Annotated in this window: 15 protein-coding genes; 14 read left to right on the forward strand and 1 reads right to left on the reverse strand. The window is 64.7% G+C overall.

Going from position 1 to position 15,047, the window contains the following annotated elements; genetic code table 11:
• Positions 1 to 679, forward strand: a 679-nt coding sequence (locus tag J7E82_RS20060; RefSeq protein ID WP_214865878.1) for a substrate-binding domain-containing protein, incomplete at its 5' end; no start/stop codon positions are given.
• A gap of 54 nt (positions 680 to 733) precedes the next feature.
• Positions 734 to 2,341 carry a glycoside hydrolase family 32 protein gene (locus tag J7E82_RS20065; RefSeq protein WP_214865880.1) on the forward strand — a complete coding sequence of 536 codons (1,608 nt, stop codon included), beginning with the start codon at positions 734 to 736 and terminating at the stop codon, positions 2,339 to 2,341.
• On the opposite strand, the gene J7E82_RS20070 is transcribed toward J7E82_RS20065, so the two are convergent.
• A complete protein-coding gene (locus J7E82_RS20070; RefSeq protein WP_214865882.1) occupies positions 2,334 to 2,735 on the reverse strand; it encodes a helix-turn-helix domain-containing protein in 402 nt (133 codons plus the stop codon). The genes J7E82_RS20065 and J7E82_RS20070 overlap by 8 nt on opposite strands.
• Positions 2,736 to 2,838: 103 nt before the next feature.
• On the opposite strand from J7E82_RS20070, the gene J7E82_RS20075 reads away from it, so the two are divergent.
• The 12 genes from J7E82_RS20075 to J7E82_RS20130 all read left to right on the forward strand — a co-directional run bounded on the left by J7E82_RS20075 (position 2,839) and on the right by J7E82_RS20130 (position 14,484).
• Positions 2,839 to 3,720, forward strand: coding sequence for an SDR family oxidoreductase (locus J7E82_RS20075; protein ID WP_214865884.1), 882 nt, complete (start codon positions 2,839 to 2,841; stop codon positions 3,718 to 3,720).
• A 252-nt stretch (positions 3,721 to 3,972) separates the two neighbouring features.
• The gene (gene ftsH, locus J7E82_RS20080) at positions 3,973 to 6,042 is read left to right on the forward strand and encodes an ATP-dependent zinc metalloprotease FtsH (protein WP_214865886.1); all 2,070 of its coding nucleotides are present in this window, start codon (positions 3,973 to 3,975) and stop codon (positions 6,040 to 6,042) included.
• Between the two features lie 10 nt (positions 6,043 to 6,052).
• A complete protein-coding gene (gene folE / locus J7E82_RS20085; RefSeq protein ID WP_214865888.1) occupies positions 6,053 to 6,697 on the forward strand; it encodes a GTP cyclohydrolase I FolE in 645 nt (214 codons plus the stop codon).
• 8 nt (positions 6,698 to 6,705) lie between these two features.
• Positions 6,706 to 7,611: a dihydropteroate synthase gene (gene folP, locus J7E82_RS20090; protein WP_214865890.1), complete on the forward strand. Its 906-nt coding sequence runs from the start codon at positions 6,706 to 6,708 to the stop codon at positions 7,609 to 7,611.
• A gap of 10 nt (positions 7,612 to 7,621) precedes the next feature.
• On the forward strand, positions 7,622 to 7,981 hold the full coding sequence (gene folB / locus J7E82_RS20095) for a dihydroneopterin aldolase (protein ID WP_214865892.1): 360 nt from the start codon (positions 7,622 to 7,624) through the stop codon (positions 7,979 to 7,981).
• Between the two features lie 2 nt (positions 7,982 to 7,983).
• The gene (gene folK, locus J7E82_RS20100; RefSeq protein ID WP_214865893.1) at positions 7,984 to 8,517 is read left to right on the forward strand and encodes a 2-amino-4-hydroxy-6-hydroxymethyldihydropteridine diphosphokinase; all 534 of its coding nucleotides are present in this window, start codon (positions 7,984 to 7,986) and stop codon (positions 8,515 to 8,517) included.
• A 3-nt stretch (positions 8,518 to 8,520) separates the two neighbouring features.
• Positions 8,521 to 9,045 (forward strand): DUF3180 domain-containing protein, encoded by a 525-nt coding sequence (locus J7E82_RS20105; RefSeq protein WP_214865895.1) that lies wholly within the window; start codon positions 8,521 to 8,523, stop codon positions 9,043 to 9,045.
• Positions 9,026 to 9,538 (forward strand): PH domain-containing protein, encoded by a 513-nt coding sequence (locus tag J7E82_RS20110; RefSeq protein WP_214865897.1) that lies wholly within the window; start codon positions 9,026 to 9,028, stop codon positions 9,536 to 9,538. Before J7E82_RS20105 ends, J7E82_RS20110 begins: the two co-directional genes overlap by 20 nt.
• Positions 9,535 to 11,076 (forward strand): PH domain-containing protein, encoded by a 1,542-nt coding sequence (locus J7E82_RS20115; RefSeq protein WP_214865899.1) that lies wholly within the window; start codon positions 9,535 to 9,537, stop codon positions 11,074 to 11,076. Before J7E82_RS20110 ends, J7E82_RS20115 begins: the two co-directional genes overlap by 4 nt.
• Positions 11,069 to 11,989, forward strand: coding sequence for a Rossmann-like and DUF2520 domain-containing protein (locus J7E82_RS20120; protein ID WP_214865901.1), 921 nt, complete (start codon positions 11,069 to 11,071; stop codon positions 11,987 to 11,989). The genes J7E82_RS20115 and J7E82_RS20120 overlap by 8 nt, the downstream gene beginning before the upstream one ends.
• Before the next feature lie 2 nt (positions 11,990 to 11,991).
• On the forward strand, positions 11,992 to 12,894 hold the full coding sequence (gene panC, locus J7E82_RS20125; RefSeq protein WP_214865903.1) for a pantoate--beta-alanine ligase: 903 nt from the start codon (positions 11,992 to 11,994) through the stop codon (positions 12,892 to 12,894).
• A gap of 135 nt (positions 12,895 to 13,029) precedes the next feature.
• The gene (locus J7E82_RS20130) at positions 13,030 to 14,484 is read left to right on the forward strand and encodes a DHA2 family efflux MFS transporter permease subunit (protein WP_214865904.1); all 1,455 of its coding nucleotides are present in this window, start codon (positions 13,030 to 13,032) and stop codon (positions 14,482 to 14,484) included.
• Positions 14,485 to 15,047: the final 563 nt, after the last annotated feature.

Genomic DNA, 15,047 nt, shown 5'->3' on the forward strand with positions numbered 1-15,047 from the left:
CTACGCCACCATGTACCACCGTGAGGTGCTGGTCCCGGCAAACCTGGGGAATGTTCCGGCGGTGCTCGTCGACGCCGAAAGCCGCACCGGGAGCGTCACCTCGGTGGTGCCGGACGAGGAAGGCGGAGCCCGCGCCGCGATCCGCAGCCTGCTCGACGCCGGCCACACCCGCATTGGCTTCCTGAACAACACCGACGACGTGCCGGCCACCAGGGATCGGCTGCGGGGTTTCCGGGAAACCCTGTCGGAAGCAGGGCTCGATGGCGACGCAGCACCTGTCGAGTCCGAGGTCTCCGAGGTGCAAGGCGGCTATGAAGCGGCCCGGCGGATCCTGACACGCCAGGACCCGCCCACCGGCTTGTTCTGCTACAACGACCGTATGGCCATGGGAGCCTACCGGGCGGCGGCCGAACTGGGCCTGGAGATACCACGGGACCTGTCGGTGGTTGGCTTCGACGACCAGGAGCTCATTGCCGCCAACCTTAACCCGGGGCTGACCACGGTTGCCCTGCCACACTACGAAATGGGTGCGTGGGCCACGGAAAGCCTCATCGATGCGATCGAGGGCAAGACCGATCTTGGCCTCCTCGCGGCCCACTCGACCATCCTGGACTGCCCGCTGGTGCGGCGAGACTCTATTGCGCCGCCACGAGACTCCTCAGCGCCGCCACGAGACTAGCTGGCTTCCAAACATTCGCCACTGACCCTTCCAAACCCAAGGATCCTCACCACCATGTCCAGTCGCCTTGATGCAGCACACCCTCAAACAGTTCCAGGAACGCCGCATTTCCGGCCCGCAATCCATTACACCGCGCGGAAGACGTGGCTCAACGACCCCAACGGACTGGTGTTCTTCGGCGGCTTTTACCACCTGTACTACCAGAACAATCCCTACGACAACGTGTGGGGCAACATGTCCTGGGCCCACGCAACGTCAACGGACCTGGTCCACTGGACGGAACACGGCGTGGCGATCCCGTGCGATGAAGCTGAGGACATCTACTCGGGAAGCATTGTGGTGGATCGGGCCAACACCTCGGGGTTCGGCACGGCCACCAACCCTCCGCTGGTGGCCGTCTATACCAGCGCTTTCAAGGACGGCAGCCCGCACCGTGGAACGCAGGCCCAGTCGCTCGCGTACAGCAACGACGGCGGCATGACGTGGAGCAAGTACGCCGGCAATCCCGTCCTGAGCCGCGGTACGCCGCATTTCCGCGACCCCAAGGTCTTCGAGTACTCGGGCCCTAGGGGATCCTGGTGGGTGATGGTGGTCGTTGAAGCCCAGGAGCAGAAAGTGGTCATTTACCGCTCCACGAATCTCCGCGACTGGGAGCCAGCCAGCGAGTTCGGCCCGGCCAACGCTGTTGGGGGAGAGTCCGGCGCGGGAGAGTGGGAATGCCCTGACCTCTTTCCGCTGGCCGTGGACGAAGATCCGGCGAACACCAAATGGGTTCTTGTGGTGAACCTCAATCCGGGCGCAGTGGCCGGAGGCTCCGGCGGGCAGTACTTCGTGGGCGATTTCGACGGGGTGACCTTCGCTCCGGATCCGTCCTGCCTCGTCGACATGCCTCAATCCAACGACGGCGCAGCCCTGCGCAAGTGCCTGTGGCTCGACTGGGGCCGCGACTACTACGCGGCAGTTTCCTTCAGCAACGTGCCGGACAACCGTCGCCTGATGATCGGCTGGCTCAACAACTGGGACTACGCCAACAGCCTGCCCACCGATCCGTGGAGGTCAGGAATGTCGCTGGTCCGTGAAGTTCGCCTGGAGACGATAGAGGGCCATCCGCGCCTGGTCCAGATGCCGATTCTTCCGGCAGCCGGGACGGAAACTGAGGGAGCGTTCGCCTTGGAGCGACTGGAACTGCGAGATGGTGCGCTCCAGCTGCCCGACGCCGTTCCCGGTATGGCGCAAGTGATCGACGTCGAGGTCCTGCCGGGCAGCGCCCAAAGGATTGGCTTCCGCCTGCTCGGGGCCTCCGACGGCGGAGCCGGCACCATCCTCAGTTACGACACGGCGACAGGGGAACTCACACTTGATCGCAGGAACTCCGGCAATACGGATTTCCATCCCAAGTTCGCGTCCGTCGAGACGGCCCCCGTCGTTCTGGACCCCGTAGGGCTGGACCCCCTAGGACCGGACCCTGTCGCATCCCTGGAAGGCGGCGCACTCAAGCTGCGGATCGTCGTCGACCATTGCTCGGTCGAGGTTTTCGCCCAGGGCGGCAGAGTGGTAATGAGCGACTTGGTGTTCCCCGACGCCGGGAGCCTCGCCACCTCGTTCTTCGTGGACGGCGGTAAAGCGGTGATCCGGAAGCTGACGGTTTCCGACGTCAGCTAAGGACTTTACTGCTGGTGGTCGAGGCGCTCCCCACGATTTCTTCGGCATGCTCAATTACCCAGCCCATGAGGGGAAGCAGGAGCGCCGTCAGTTCCTCGCCACGGTCAGTGAGGCTGTAGTCGACCCTCGGCGGGATCACTGGCTGTGCGTCCCGGCGGATGAAACCGTCGTTCTCAAGGGTCTTGAGAGTCTGCGCGAGCATTTTTTCGCTGACGCCCTCGGCCCGGCGTCGCAGTTCGCTCCAACGGTGTGAGCCATCCGAGAGCGATACCAGGATCAGCAGGCCCCATTTGCTGGTGACATGGTCCAGGACAGTCCGACTTGGACATCCGGCAGGGAACAGGCCGTCCGGAAATGTGGCGGCGGCCGGAACAACCGAGGTACTTACTTTCATGTCAGTACCTTACCTCAAAGTGCGTACTCTCTTTTGGGAAGTAATCCGGAGGAGGCAGGGTTGGCGCCTAATGACAGTCATTCCACTGGTGAAAGGAAAACCCATGACTCTCGTTGTAACCGGAGCCACCGGCCAGCTCGGCCGGCTCGTCGTCGAAGCACTTCTCAACCGTGAGGTCCAGCCCTCTGACATTGTGGCGACAGGGCGGGACGTCGCCAGGATCGCGGACCTCGCCGAGCGCGGAGTCCAGGTGCTCCCGGTCGACTACAACGACGGCGACTCCCTGGCCAAGGCGTTTGCCGGTGCTGAAAAGGTGCTGCTTATTTCCGGGAGCGAGGTCGGCCAGCGGGTAGAGCAGCACCGGAACGTCATTGATGCCGCCAAGCAGGCCGGCGTCGGGCTCATCGCCTACACCAGCGTTGCCAACGCGGACACCACGGGCATGCAGCTCGCAGCCGAACACCAGGCCACTGAGGAGGCCCTTCGCGAGTCCGGCGTGCCGTTCGCACTGCTGCGCAACAGCTGGTATCTGGAGAACTACACGGGCCAGCTCCCCGTCTACCTCCGGCACGGGGCAGTACTTGGCAGCGCCGGCGAAGGCCGCGTCAGCGCGGCCACCCGTGCCGACTACGCCGAAGCAGCGGCAGCCGTGTTGCTCCAGGACGACCAGGCGGGGAAGGTCTATGAACTGGGCGGAGACGAGGCCTTCACCCTCAGCGAGCTGGCGGAGGAGATCTCGGAAGCCAGCGGCCGGCCTGTGAAGTATCAGGACCTTCCGTTCGAACAGTACACAAAGGTGCTCACGGAAGCCGGACTGCCGGAGCCCTACGCAGCCATCCTCGCTGACTCCGACCTTGGCATCGCACGCGGCGACCTTCTTGTATCGAGCGGAGACCTCAGCCGACTGATCGGCCGCCCCGCAACATCAATGCGGACTGTCGTGCCCCCGGCGGTTGGGGAAGTACTGGAGCAGCCCGGCGCCTGACAATCCGATTTTCGCACCGATTTCGGACAGCCGCACAGTGGATTCAGTGTGCGGCTGTCCGTATTCTGGGCGGATATCCACTTCTCGAGCGAATCCCAGCCCTAGATCTCGTACGCCGATAGGGGAACTTTTGCAACTAGTCGTGCGTGAATTACTCCGAACGGTGTATAGCTAGAAGCTGACGCAGCACCACACGCGCGCGAAAGGCGCCGTGCAGCACTACCAGGAGGGACGGGGCCAGCCCCCGAACAGATGAAAGCTAAGAGTTTCTTCAAAGGCCCGGGCATCTGGATTGTCGTGGTTATCGGCATGCTCCTGCTGGCCTTTGCGACGCTGGCTCCGGGCGGTGCAAGCCGGATTGACACCGTTAAGGGCCTCGAACTGCTCGCCGACAGCGGCAAGGTGGAGCAGGCGAAAATTTTCGACGCCGAAAACCGCGTTGACCTGGTGCTCAAGGACAACCTGGTGATCGACGGCCAGGACAAGGGCAAGAACGTCCAGTTCTTCTTTGTCACCGACCGTGGACCGGACGTCGTCAAGGCCGTAACGAACGCCAACCCGTCAAAGGGCTACACTGACCAGCCGGTGGAGAACAACTGGTTCTCCGGGCTCTTCTCGCTCCTGGTCCCTGTGCTCCTGCTCGGCGTCCTCTTCTGGTTCCTGCTGTCCCGCATGCAGGGCGGCGGCTCCAAGGTCATGCAGTTCGGCAAGTCCAAGGCCAAGCTGGTCAACAAGGACATGCCGCAAGTGACCTTCGCCGACGTCGCGGGTGCCGATGAGGCCGTGGAAGAACTGCAGGAAATCAAGGAGTTCCTCCAGGAACCGGCCAAGTTCCAGGCAGTCGGAGCCAAGATTCCCAAGGGCGTACTCCTGTACGGCCCGCCAGGAACCGGTAAGACCCTCCTGGCCCGTGCCGTCGCAGGCGAGGCCGGAGTCCCGTTCTTCTCGATCTCCGGCTCGGACTTCGTGGAAATGTTCGTCGGTGTGGGCGCCTCCCGTGTCCGCGACCTCTTCGAGCAGGCCAAGCAGAACTCGCCAGCCATCATCTTCGTCGACGAGATCGACGCCGTGGGCCGTCACCGTGGCGCCGGCATCGGCGGCGGCAACGATGAACGCGAGCAGACGCTGAACCAGCTCCTTGTTGAGATGGACGGCTTCGATGTCAAGACCAACGTCATCCTCATCGCCGCCACCAACCGGCCGGACGTCCTGGACCCCGCTCTGCTGCGTCCCGGCCGCTTCGACCGCCAGGTCACTGTGGAAGCGCCGGACCTGGTTGGCCGCGAACAGATCCTGAGCGTTCATGCCAAGGGCAAGCCCATGGCCCCCGGCGTCGACCTGAGGGCAGTTGCCAAGAAGACTCCCGGCTACACGGGTGCCGATCTCGCCAACGTCCTCAACGAGGCCGCGCTGCTCACGGCCCGATCCAACGCCAACCTGGTTGACGACCGCGCCCTGGACGAGGCAATCGACCGTGTCATGGCAGGCCCGCAGAAGCGCAGCCGCGTGATGAAGGAACTCGAACGCAAGATCACGGCGTACCACGAAGGCGGACACGCCCTCGTGGCCGCGGCACTGCGGAACTCGGCTCCGGTCACCAAGATCACCATCCTGCCCCGCGGCCGTGCCCTCGGCTACACCATGGTGGTGCCCGAGGACGACAAGTACTCGGTGACCCGCAACGAACTCCTGGACCAGATGGCGTATGCAATGGGAGGTCGTGTCGCGGAGGAGATCGTGTTCCACGATCCCTCCACGGGCGCGTCGAACGACATCGAGAAGGCCACGGGCACGGCCCGCAAGATGGTCACTCAGTTCGGCATGAGCGAACGCGTGGGTGCGGTCAAGCTCGGCATGGGCGGCGGGGAGCCCTTCCTTGGCCGCGATGCTGCCCAGGAACGCAACTACTCGGACCAGATCGCGTATGTGGTGGACGAGGAAGTGCGCCGGCTGATCGACCAGGCCCACGACGAGGCCTACGACATCCTGACCGAGAACCGGGAGGTCCTCGACCGGCTCGCCCTGGAGCTGCTGGAGCGCGAGACCCTCAATCAGGCCGAGATCGCGGACATCTTCCGGGACGTCCGCAAGCGCGATTTCCGGGAGATCTGGCTGTCCAAGGAATCCCGTCCCGTGCAGACCATTCCTCCGGTCGAGTCCCGGGCGGAAAAGGCCGAGCGCGAGGCCCAGGAGCAGGCCAAGGAAGCCCGCTTGGACGAGCCCCTGGACGCCCAGCCGCCGCACCCCCAGGGCGTCGGCAGCCAGGAGTCTTTCCGTGGTATAGGACCGGACGGCGGAACTGATACCCCGCACCACGGCTAAACTTTCTGCTGTGACTCATTTTGACGACGACGACATTACCCCTGCCGCCGGCAGCCTCGCTGCCGGCGGTGCGGACGGTCATCCGCACCATAAGGTGGATCGCCGCCGCATCGAAAAGGCGGTCCGCGAGATCCTCCTGGCGATAGGGGAAGACCCTGACCGCAGCGGCCTCGTGGACACTCCCAAGAGGGTGGCCAAAGCCTATGCAGAGGTCTTTGCGGGACTCCACCAGGACCCCGCCGCCGTCCTGAACACCACCTTCGACCTCGACCACGAAGAACTCGTCCTCGTGAAGGACATCCCCTTCTACTCCACCTGCGAACACCATCTGGTGCCGTTCCACGGCGTCGCGCATGTCGGCTACATTCCGTCTCACGACGGCAGGGTGACCGGGCTAAGCAAGCTGGCCCGGCTCGTGGACATCTTCGCCCGCCGCCCCCAAGTCCAGGAACGCCTTACCACCCAAATCGTGGAGGCGCTCGTCAACTACCTCAAGCCGCGCGGGGCGATCGTCGTCATCGAATGCGAACATATGTGCATGTCCATGCGCGGCATCCGCAAGCCCGGCGCCAAGACCGTCACAAGCGCCGTCCGCGGGCAACTGCACGACCCGGCAACCCGCGCCGAAGCCATGAGCCTCATACTCGGAAGGTAACAACCCCTATGGACTCCCTCGCTGCAGCCCCCGGAACCGGTCCGGCCACCAGCCCCTTGCCCATCCTGCGCAAACCGCGCGCAGCCGCAAAGTTCGAAGACCTGCCCACGGACCGGACGCTGGTCATGGGAATCCTGAATGTCACCCCGGATTCCTTCAGCGACGGCGGAAAGCACCCCACTCCCGACACCGCCATCGCCGCCGGACTCCGCATGTTCTATGCGGGTGCGGACATCATCGACGTCGGCGGGGAGTCCACCCGTCCAGGCGCCGAGGAAGTGACGCCCGAAGAGGAGCAGCGCCGCGTCATTCCGGTCATCCAGGCCCTCGTCAAGGCGGGAGCCCTGGTCAGCGTGGACACCACGCACGTCTCTACGGCCGAGGCGGCCATCGAAGCCGGAGCCGCGATCATCAATGACGTTTCAGGCCTGACCATCGAGCCCGGCATGCCGGAACTGGTGGCCCGCACCAAGGTGCCGTACGTCCTGACCCACCGCCGCGGAGACGCCAGGACCATGGACGGCCTCGCCGACTACGGCAACGTAGCGGACGAAGTCATTGCCGAATTGAAGGGGGTCCGCGACAAGCTGTATGCAGCAGGAGTTGCCCCGGAGCAGATCATCGTGGACCCGGGCCTCGGCTTCTCCAAGAAGGAAGACCAGAACTGGGAGCTGCTGAGGAACATCGACAAGTTCGAGTCCCTCGGCCACAAGGTCCTTGTGGCGGCCTCCCGCAAGCGCTTCATCGGGAGCCTCCTCACCGTGGCTGGCAAGGCCGCTGCTCCTGAGGAACGGGATTATGCCACGGCCGCAATCACTGCGATTTGTGCTGCCGGCGGGGTATGGGCAGTACGCGTCCACGACGTCGGACCGAGCCTTGACGCCGTCAAGGTCGCCGCACGGGTAAGGCGCTGATCGGGGGAACGTGGACAAAATTACGCTGACCGGCATCAACGCCGTCGGCCATCACGGGGTGTTCGATTTCGAGCGCCGGGACGGGCAGCCATTCGTCGTTGATGCGGTACTGCACACCGATTTAAGCAAGGCAGCCGAGACCGATGACCTGCAGTACACGGCCCACTATGGGCAGGTGGCTGAGCTTATTACCGGGCACATCACCGGCCAGCCGCTGAACCTGATCGAGGCACTGGCCGTACGGATTGCAGACGACGTGCTCGCGAAGTTCCCCGTGTCCGCCGTCGACATCACGGTCCACAAACCCAAGGCGCCCATCGAGGTGCCGTTCGGCGATGTGACGGTCAGCGTCCACCGGGAGCGTGCCTAGCCATGCCATTCAAAAAAGCGATCCTGGCACTCGGCAGCAACCTGGGCGAACGGAACGACACCCTGTCGACCGCCGTGGCCGAACTCGTGGACCGGCCCGAGGTCCGGCTGCTGGGTGTGTCACCCGTGGTCCAGACGAAGCCTGTCGGCGGTCCCGTCGGGCAGCCGGATTTCCTGAATATGGTCATCGCGGTGGAGACCACGCTCGCCCCGCTCGAACTGTTGCAGCACTGCAACGACGTCGAAAACAAGCACCACCGGGTGCGTGAAGTCCGTTGGGGGCCGCGGACCCTGGACGTTGACATCATTGTCTATGAAGACGTCACGAGCGATGATCCCGTCCTGACGCTTCCGCATCCGCGTGCCGCCGAACGAGCCTTCGTGCTGTATCCGTGGGCCCTCATGGAGCCTTCCGCCGAACTGAACGGCCAAAGCGTCAGCGCACTGGCCGTCCAGGCGGCTGACTTCGCCGACGTCGAGCCGTTCGATGGATTCGGTGATTTCGATGGCCTGCCGACCGCGGGTGCGGTGGAGTAGCCCATGAAAGCCCTGCGCCCCGTCCTGCTCGGGATCATCGTCGTTGTGGTCACCCTCTTCGGCTGGCTGATGACGCTGATCACCACCAGATACTCCCTGGCAACACCCGTGCTGCCGGCTTCCGGGCTCATCACGATGGGCCTCATCTCGGGGCTGACGCTGATCCTGGGCATAAATGTCCTGAGGTGGCGGAACGGCAAAAAGAAGAAAATGCTGGATCCCATCCTGGCGACCCTCACGCTGGTGCTGGCCCAGTCATGCGCCTATGCCGGAGCGGTCCTGCTGGGCTGGCATCTCGGAATCCTCATCGACCTTCTTCGCATCTGGAGCATCCGGAACGATCTGGACATCATGTGGCTGGTCATTACCATGGGGGGCGGCGGCCTTGTCATGGTGGTGGTTGGACTCGTGGTGGAGAGGTTCTGCCGGATTCCCCCGGTAGACGGCGCCGCTGAAGGCCCCCGGCTGCCAGGTTCCCGCCGGGGCGAAGCGAAGGGCGAGGGGGAATATGCGTACCGAGGCGATTGATCCTCCGGGCATTGAATGGCGGCGGGTATCCCCTAAATATGTGACCGTGCGGCTGGTTGAGTGGGCCCTGGGCAATTTGCTGACGGTGGGCGTTTTGAGCGTTCCCTTGATTTTGGTGCAGCTGGGCTGGTGGCGGTGGCCACCGCTGTGGCTCGCCATCTCTGTGCCGGCGGCCATGCTCGTGCTGGCGCTGTGGAGGCTGGTCCTCATTCCGCGCCAGGTCCGGGCCATCGGCTATGCAGAGCGCGACGACGACCTCCTCATCCGCCGCGGAATCTTCTTCCAGCGCACCATGGTGGTTCCCTACGGCCGGATGCAATACGTGGACGTTTCGGTGGGGCCCGTGGAACGCGGACTCGGCCTGTGCACCCTCAAGCTACATACCGCCTCGGCCGGCACTAATGCCCAGCTTCCCGGACTGCCGGCCGCCGAAGGCGCCCGCCTTCGCGAGCAGCTCTCGGCCCGCGGTGAAGCCCGGCTGGCCGGGCTGTGACCCTGCAGGACGCGGCCCCTGGCACTCCAAGCAGCGACGGCGACTGGCTGCGTGTGCACCCGGCGTCGCCTTTTGTACGCGGCTGGGTAGCCCTGGCCGCCGTCGGCTACTTCTTTGGCCGCGAGACGTTCGAACGCATGCTCCAAGGACGCGACCTCATCGACCCCAACCTCAACGGACGGGCGCCCCTTCTGCTGTTCGGCGGCATCGCGCTGCTGCTCCTCACCGTCGCGGGGTTCATCCTGAGTTGGTACTTCACCCGGTACCAGGTGGCAGGCGGATATGTACGGGTCAACACGGGATTCCTCTTCCGGCAGCAGCGCCAGGCCCGCCTGGATCGGGTCCAGGCCATCGACATCGTGCAGCCGCTTCTGGCCAGGATCTTCGGGCTTGCCGAGCTGAAGTTCGAGGTAGCCGACGCCAGTGAATCCGCCGTGCGCCTGGCCTACTTGCGGCTCGACGACGCGAAGCAACTTCGCGCCACCATCCTGGCCAGGGCCTCCGGGGCTGTAACCGGCCCGGACATTGCGCCGGCGCCCGAAGCCCCCGAATACCCTGTGCTCTCCGTCCCGCCGCAGCGACTCGTCGGCTCGCTGATCCTCAGCGAGCAGAGTGTCTTCATCCTGCTCGGTGCCGTGGCGTCCGTGGTGTTGTCAACGTTGACGGAGAACCGGGCCTTTTTCCTATACCTCATTCCGGCCGCACTCGGCCTGGCGGCAACATACTGGAGTTCCTTTAACAAGGGCTACAACTTCACGGCCGCGATCTCTCCGGACGGCATCAGGCTCCGGTACGGACTGCTCGACACCCAGGCACAGACCCTCCCGCCCAACCGGATCCAGGCCCTGCGCGTTGTCCAGCCACCGCTGTGGCGGATGTTCGGCTGGTACCGGATGCAGGTCAACGTGGCTGGCTATGGCCTGGTGGGCAACGGTGCAGAGGCCGGCTCCCGCACCACGCTGCTTCCGGTCGGCAGTAAGTCCGACGTTATGCGGATGCTTTCGCTCGTCCTGCCGGATCCCGGGACGGATCAGCCCGAGCGCGTGTTCACGGCCGGGCTTGATGGGCTGGATTCCGACGGCGGATTCGTCACCACGCCGCGGCGCGCCCGCTTTCTAGCTCCGCTGGGGTGGCGACGCAACGGCTTCGCCGCCACCGGGACAGCGCTGCTCCTTCGTTCGGGACGCTGGTGGCATCAGCTGGTCGTGGTGCCGCATCAGCGGACCCAATCAATGGCCTTGGAGCAGGGACCCCTGGCCCGGTTGTTCCGCGTTGCCGACCTCGTCCTGCACACCACAGCCGGCCCGGTGTCGCCCAGGCTGATCCAGGCCGACGAGCAGGAAGCACTGCAGCTTTTCGATGCCCAGGCGGCCCGCGCAAGGGAGGCCCGCAAGCGACAGACGAGTGAACAATGGCTGGCACAAGTGGCCCCGACCCCGGTGGTTGAGCCAGTCGAAACAGAGCCTGTCGAAACCCCGGATCTCGACAAGCTGGATCACCAGACGTACCCCAAGCAGGAGGATCGCCATCATGGCTAGGCCCGGACGACTCGGAGTCGGAATCATCGGCGCCGGCAAGGTGGGTGCCGTGCTCGGTGCGGCACTACGCGCAGCTGAGCACGCCGTCGTCGGAGTTTCCGCCGTGTCCGAGGCGAGCCGGGAGCGCGCCGAAGCGCTCCTGCCCGGCGTCCCCGTCCTGGAGGTCCAGGACATCGTAGAACGGTCCGAGCTGGTGCTGCTCGCAGTACCGGATGACGCACTTCCCGGCTTGGTAGACGGGCTGGCCAAACTTGGCGCCTGGCAGCCGGGGCAGATCGTTGCGCACACGTCGGGGCGGTTCGGCGTCGGTGTCCTTCAGCCGGTGCGCCCGGCCGGCGCCATCCCTCTGGCGCTCCACCCGGCCATGACCTTCACAGGCATGAGCCTGGACCTGTCGCGGCTCATGGACTGCTCCTTCGGTGTCACGGCGGACGCCGCCATGTTGCCCATTGCCCAGGCGCTCGTGGTGGAGATGGGTGCCGAGCCCGTGGTTATCGGCGAAGGAGACCGAACCCTGTACCACGCCGCCCTCGCCCACGGTTCAAACCACATGGTTACGCTCGTGGCGCAGGCTTCTGAACTGCTCCGGGAGATCGGCGTCGACTCCCCGGAACAGCTGCTGGGGCCCCTGCTGCGCGCCACGCTCGAGAACGCCCTCGCGTCCGGGGAGTCCGCCTTGACCGGCCCTGTCGCCAGGGGTGACTCGGGCACCGTGGCCGCCCATGCCCAGGCGCTGACCGAATACGACGACGGTGCCGGCGGCGATATCCTCGCCGCCTACCTCGCCATGGCCAGGGCCACGGCAAGCAGAGCGGGAAGCCGCGGACTCCTCAAGGAGTCCCAACTGGGGGAAATCCACAAGGCGCTGGGCACCGCACCGGATCCCAACGAACCAGGGCCGGAAGGAAACTGACAATGGCCATCAAACTCGTCACGACGGCCGCCGGGCTAAGGGCCGAAAGCGCCCGCCTCCTCCGCGAAAAGCCCGGATCCTCGCAGGGCCTTGTCCCCACCATGGGCGCACTCCACGAGGGCCACGCAGCGCTGGCGCGCCATGCCACCTCCCAGAACGACGTGGTGGTCGCCAGCATCTTCGTCAACCCGCTGCAGTTCGGCGAGGCGGCGGACCTTGAACGGTACCCGCGCACCCTGGAGGCGGACATGGCGCTTCTCGACGCCGAGGGGGTGGACCTAGTCTTCGCGCCCTCCGTGGAGGAGGTGTACCCGGCCGGACCGCCGCTCGTCCGGGTCACGTCCGGCCCGTTGGGGGATAAGTGGGAGGGCGCGTCCCGGCCCGGACACTTCGACGGCGCCCTCACCGTCGTCGCAAAGCTCCTGCACTATGGGCAGCCCGGCGCCCCCGGATCCGACGGCGGTACGGCCGCCTACCGGGCCTATTTCGGCCAGAAGGACGCCCAGCAGCTTGCCCTGGTCCGGCGCATGGTCCAGGACTTGAACTTCCCCGTGGAAATCGTGGCGGTGCCAACCGTTAGGGATGAGGAAGGGTTGGCCCTGTCCAGCCGCAACCGTTTCTTGTCGGCCGAGGAGCGCGATGCCGCGCTGGTCCTCTCGCGGGCTTTGAGGCTCATCGAATCCCGGGCCCTGGCTCATGAACCACTCGACCCGGATTCCGCCGTCGCGCTGGTGAAGTCGCAGCCGCTCGTGCAGCTGGACTATTTCGACGTCGTCGATCCCGTCACCCTGGAACCGCTGGGAGAAAACTGCCGGGACACTCCCTTCCGGGGTGAAGGCCTGGCCCTCATCGCGGCGAAGGTGGGGCCTGTGCGTCTCATCGACAATGTGCCGTTGAAATCCTGATCTGTCCTTGATCCCAGAAATTCGCTTGATCACAGAAATTCGCTGCTGACGGGAACGTCCCGGAGACCTAGACTGTTGGAGTCTGCATCGGCATAGCGGCCGGTCACCACTCAAAACACTCCTGGGGGATCTTCCATGTCTACTGACATAACGTCCGGGGCCAACGGTGAGCCGATAACGGCCGCCAGCGTCCAGCAATCGTCAGGCAAGATGTCCCGTGAATCCGTCACGGTGATCGTCACGCTTCTGGTGGCCACGTTTGTGGTGATCCTCAACGAGACCATCATGAACGTCGCCCTGCAGCGGCTCATGACCGACCTCGGTGTCGATGCCCCCACAGTGCAGTGGCTGGCCACCGGCTTCATGCTGACCATGGCCGTTGTCATTCCGACCACCGGCTTTATCCTCCAGCGCCTCACAACGCGCCGGTCATTCCTGCTAGCCATGGGCCTGTTCAGCGGAGGTACCCTGCTGGCGGCCCTGGCTCCCGGATTCGAGGTACTGCTCCTCGCCCGCATCATCCAGGCCGGCGGAACAGCCATCATGCTTCCGCTGCTCATGACCACCATCCTGACCCTCGTGCCGCTGGCGCGCCGCGGCGCCGTCATGGGTAACGTGTCGATCGCCATTTCGGTGGCGCCGGCACTGGGTCCGACGGTTTCCGGCATCATACTGGACCACTTCTCCTGGCGCTTTATGTTCGTTTTCGTCCTCCCCGTGGCACTTGCGGCCCTGGCCATCGGGGCTAGGTTCCTCACAAACGTGGGCGAAAAGGGCAACACCAGCCTGGACTTCCCGTCCGTGATTCTGACCGTTCCCGCGTTTGGCGGACTGGTCTACGGACTGAGCCAGATCGGCGGGCATGGAGGTGGCGCGGGGGCCGGAGCAGTTCCGATCGCCGCACTGGTTGTCGGGGTTCTCTGCCTGGCGGTCTTCGTGCTGCGGCAGCTCAGGCTGCAGAAATCTGATTCGCCGATCCTTGACCTGCGGGCGTTCAATTTCCGAATGTTCACTGTGTCAACCCTGCTTATGGTCGTGGCCATGATGGCGCTGTTCGGCGGCGTCATCCTGCTGCCGCTTTACCTGCAGAACACGCTTCACCTGCAGCCGATGGAGACCGGCCTGGCACTCCTGCCGGGCGGCCTGGCGATGGGGCTTCTTGGGCCGGTGATCGGCCGAATCTTCGACAAAGTGGGCCCCCTTCCGCTCACTGTCAGCGGCTCGCTGCTGATGGTCCTGTCCCTCTGGCAGTTCTCCCTGCTCAACGAACAGAGCCAACTCTGGTGGGTGGTCGCCTTGCACGTGGCCCTCAGCTTCGGCCTTGCGCTGCTGTTCACTCCGGCTTTCACAACTGGACTGAACCCGTTGCCGCCCCACCTGTACTCCCACGGCTCGGCCCTCATGAGCACACTGCAGCAGGTTGCCGGTGCGGCCGGAACTGCCCTCCTGGTCTCCATCTTCGCTGCGGTGTCCGCTTCGGCCGGACCCGTGGCCGGAATGCAGGCCGCGTTCCTGACGGCTGCCCTTATCGCGGTGGCCGCTGTGGTCCTGTCGGCCATGATGCGCCGCACCGAGGGCGCAGGGCACTAACCACTGAATTCCGGCGACTCGCTTCCGGCCTCGCCCTGCGGCTCCCGCACACCGGCTGTGGTGCCGCCGGTGTGATGCGCTCCACAGTGGCACGGTTCGACGGCGGCTGCTGCGCCGGGGGTGCGGCGGTCGCGGTTTTCCGTGTGTTTCCGGGGGTTTTGGGGGTTGCTTGTGGGTGTGGGGGGCTGATTTGTGTGGGGGCTGGTGGGCGTGTATTGTTTTCTGAGTCGCCGCCGCTGATGCGGAAAAATAGCGGCGAAACCCCCTTTCAAACGGAACCGGTTACGGTGCGCTTTTGTGGTGTGCCGTGTGGTTGTGGGGGTGCCGGATTGTGTGTGTGGTTCGGGGTGGTTCGGCTTTTAGCCGGGTTGCCCGGGTCGTGCGGGTCTGGTAGGTTTGGTAAGTTGCTCCGGAGCGATCCTGAACGTTGGTTTGGGTGGTGCCGGTAAGTGTCTGTTGTTTGAGAACTCAATAGTGTGCCATGTTTGTTGATACCGATTTTTATTGAATTGGTTGAATGGCCGGGTCCTGCCGTTTTGCGATGGTTGGGGTCTGGTTTTTAC

Origin of the sequence: Arthrobacter sp. ISL-30, assembly GCF_018613855.1 — a bacterium.
In the GTDB taxonomy this organism is placed as follows: domain Bacteria; phylum Actinomycetota; class Actinomycetes; order Actinomycetales; family Micrococcaceae; genus Arthrobacter.

Bases quoted from the DNA above. Each gene is read 5' to 3' on its own strand.
- J7E82_RS20065 (WP_214865880.1), top strand. From the start codon at position 734: ATGTCCAGTCGCCTTGATGCAGCACACCCTCAAACAGTTCCAGGAACG.
- J7E82_RS20070 (WP_214865882.1), bottom strand. From the start codon at position 2,735: ATGAAAGTAAGTACCTCGGTTGTTCCGGCCGCCGCCACATTTCCGGAC.
- J7E82_RS20075 (WP_214865884.1), top strand. From the start codon at position 2,839: ATGACTCTCGTTGTAACCGGAGCCACCGGCCAGCTCGGCCGGCTCGTC.
- ftsH (WP_214865886.1), top strand. From the start codon at position 3,973: ATGAAAGCTAAGAGTTTCTTCAAAGGCCCGGGCATCTGGATTGTCGTG.
- folP (WP_214865890.1), top strand. From the start codon at position 6,706: ATGGACTCCCTCGCTGCAGCCCCCGGAACCGGTCCGGCCACCAGCCCC.
- folK (WP_214865893.1), top strand. From the start codon at position 7,984: ATGCCATTCAAAAAAGCGATCCTGGCACTCGGCAGCAACCTGGGCGAA.
- J7E82_RS20105 (WP_214865895.1), top strand. From the start codon at position 8,521: ATGAAAGCCCTGCGCCCCGTCCTGCTCGGGATCATCGTCGTTGTGGTC.
- J7E82_RS20110 (WP_214865897.1), top strand. From the start codon at position 9,026: ATGCGTACCGAGGCGATTGATCCTCCGGGCATTGAATGGCGGCGGGTA.
- J7E82_RS20120 (WP_214865901.1), top strand. From the start codon at position 11,069: ATGGCTAGGCCCGGACGACTCGGAGTCGGAATCATCGGCGCCGGCAAG.
- panC (WP_214865903.1), top strand. From the start codon at position 11,992: ATGGCCATCAAACTCGTCACGACGGCCGCCGGGCTAAGGGCCGAAAGC.
- J7E82_RS20130 (WP_214865904.1), top strand. From the start codon at position 13,030: ATGTCTACTGACATAACGTCCGGGGCCAACGGTGAGCCGATAACGGCC.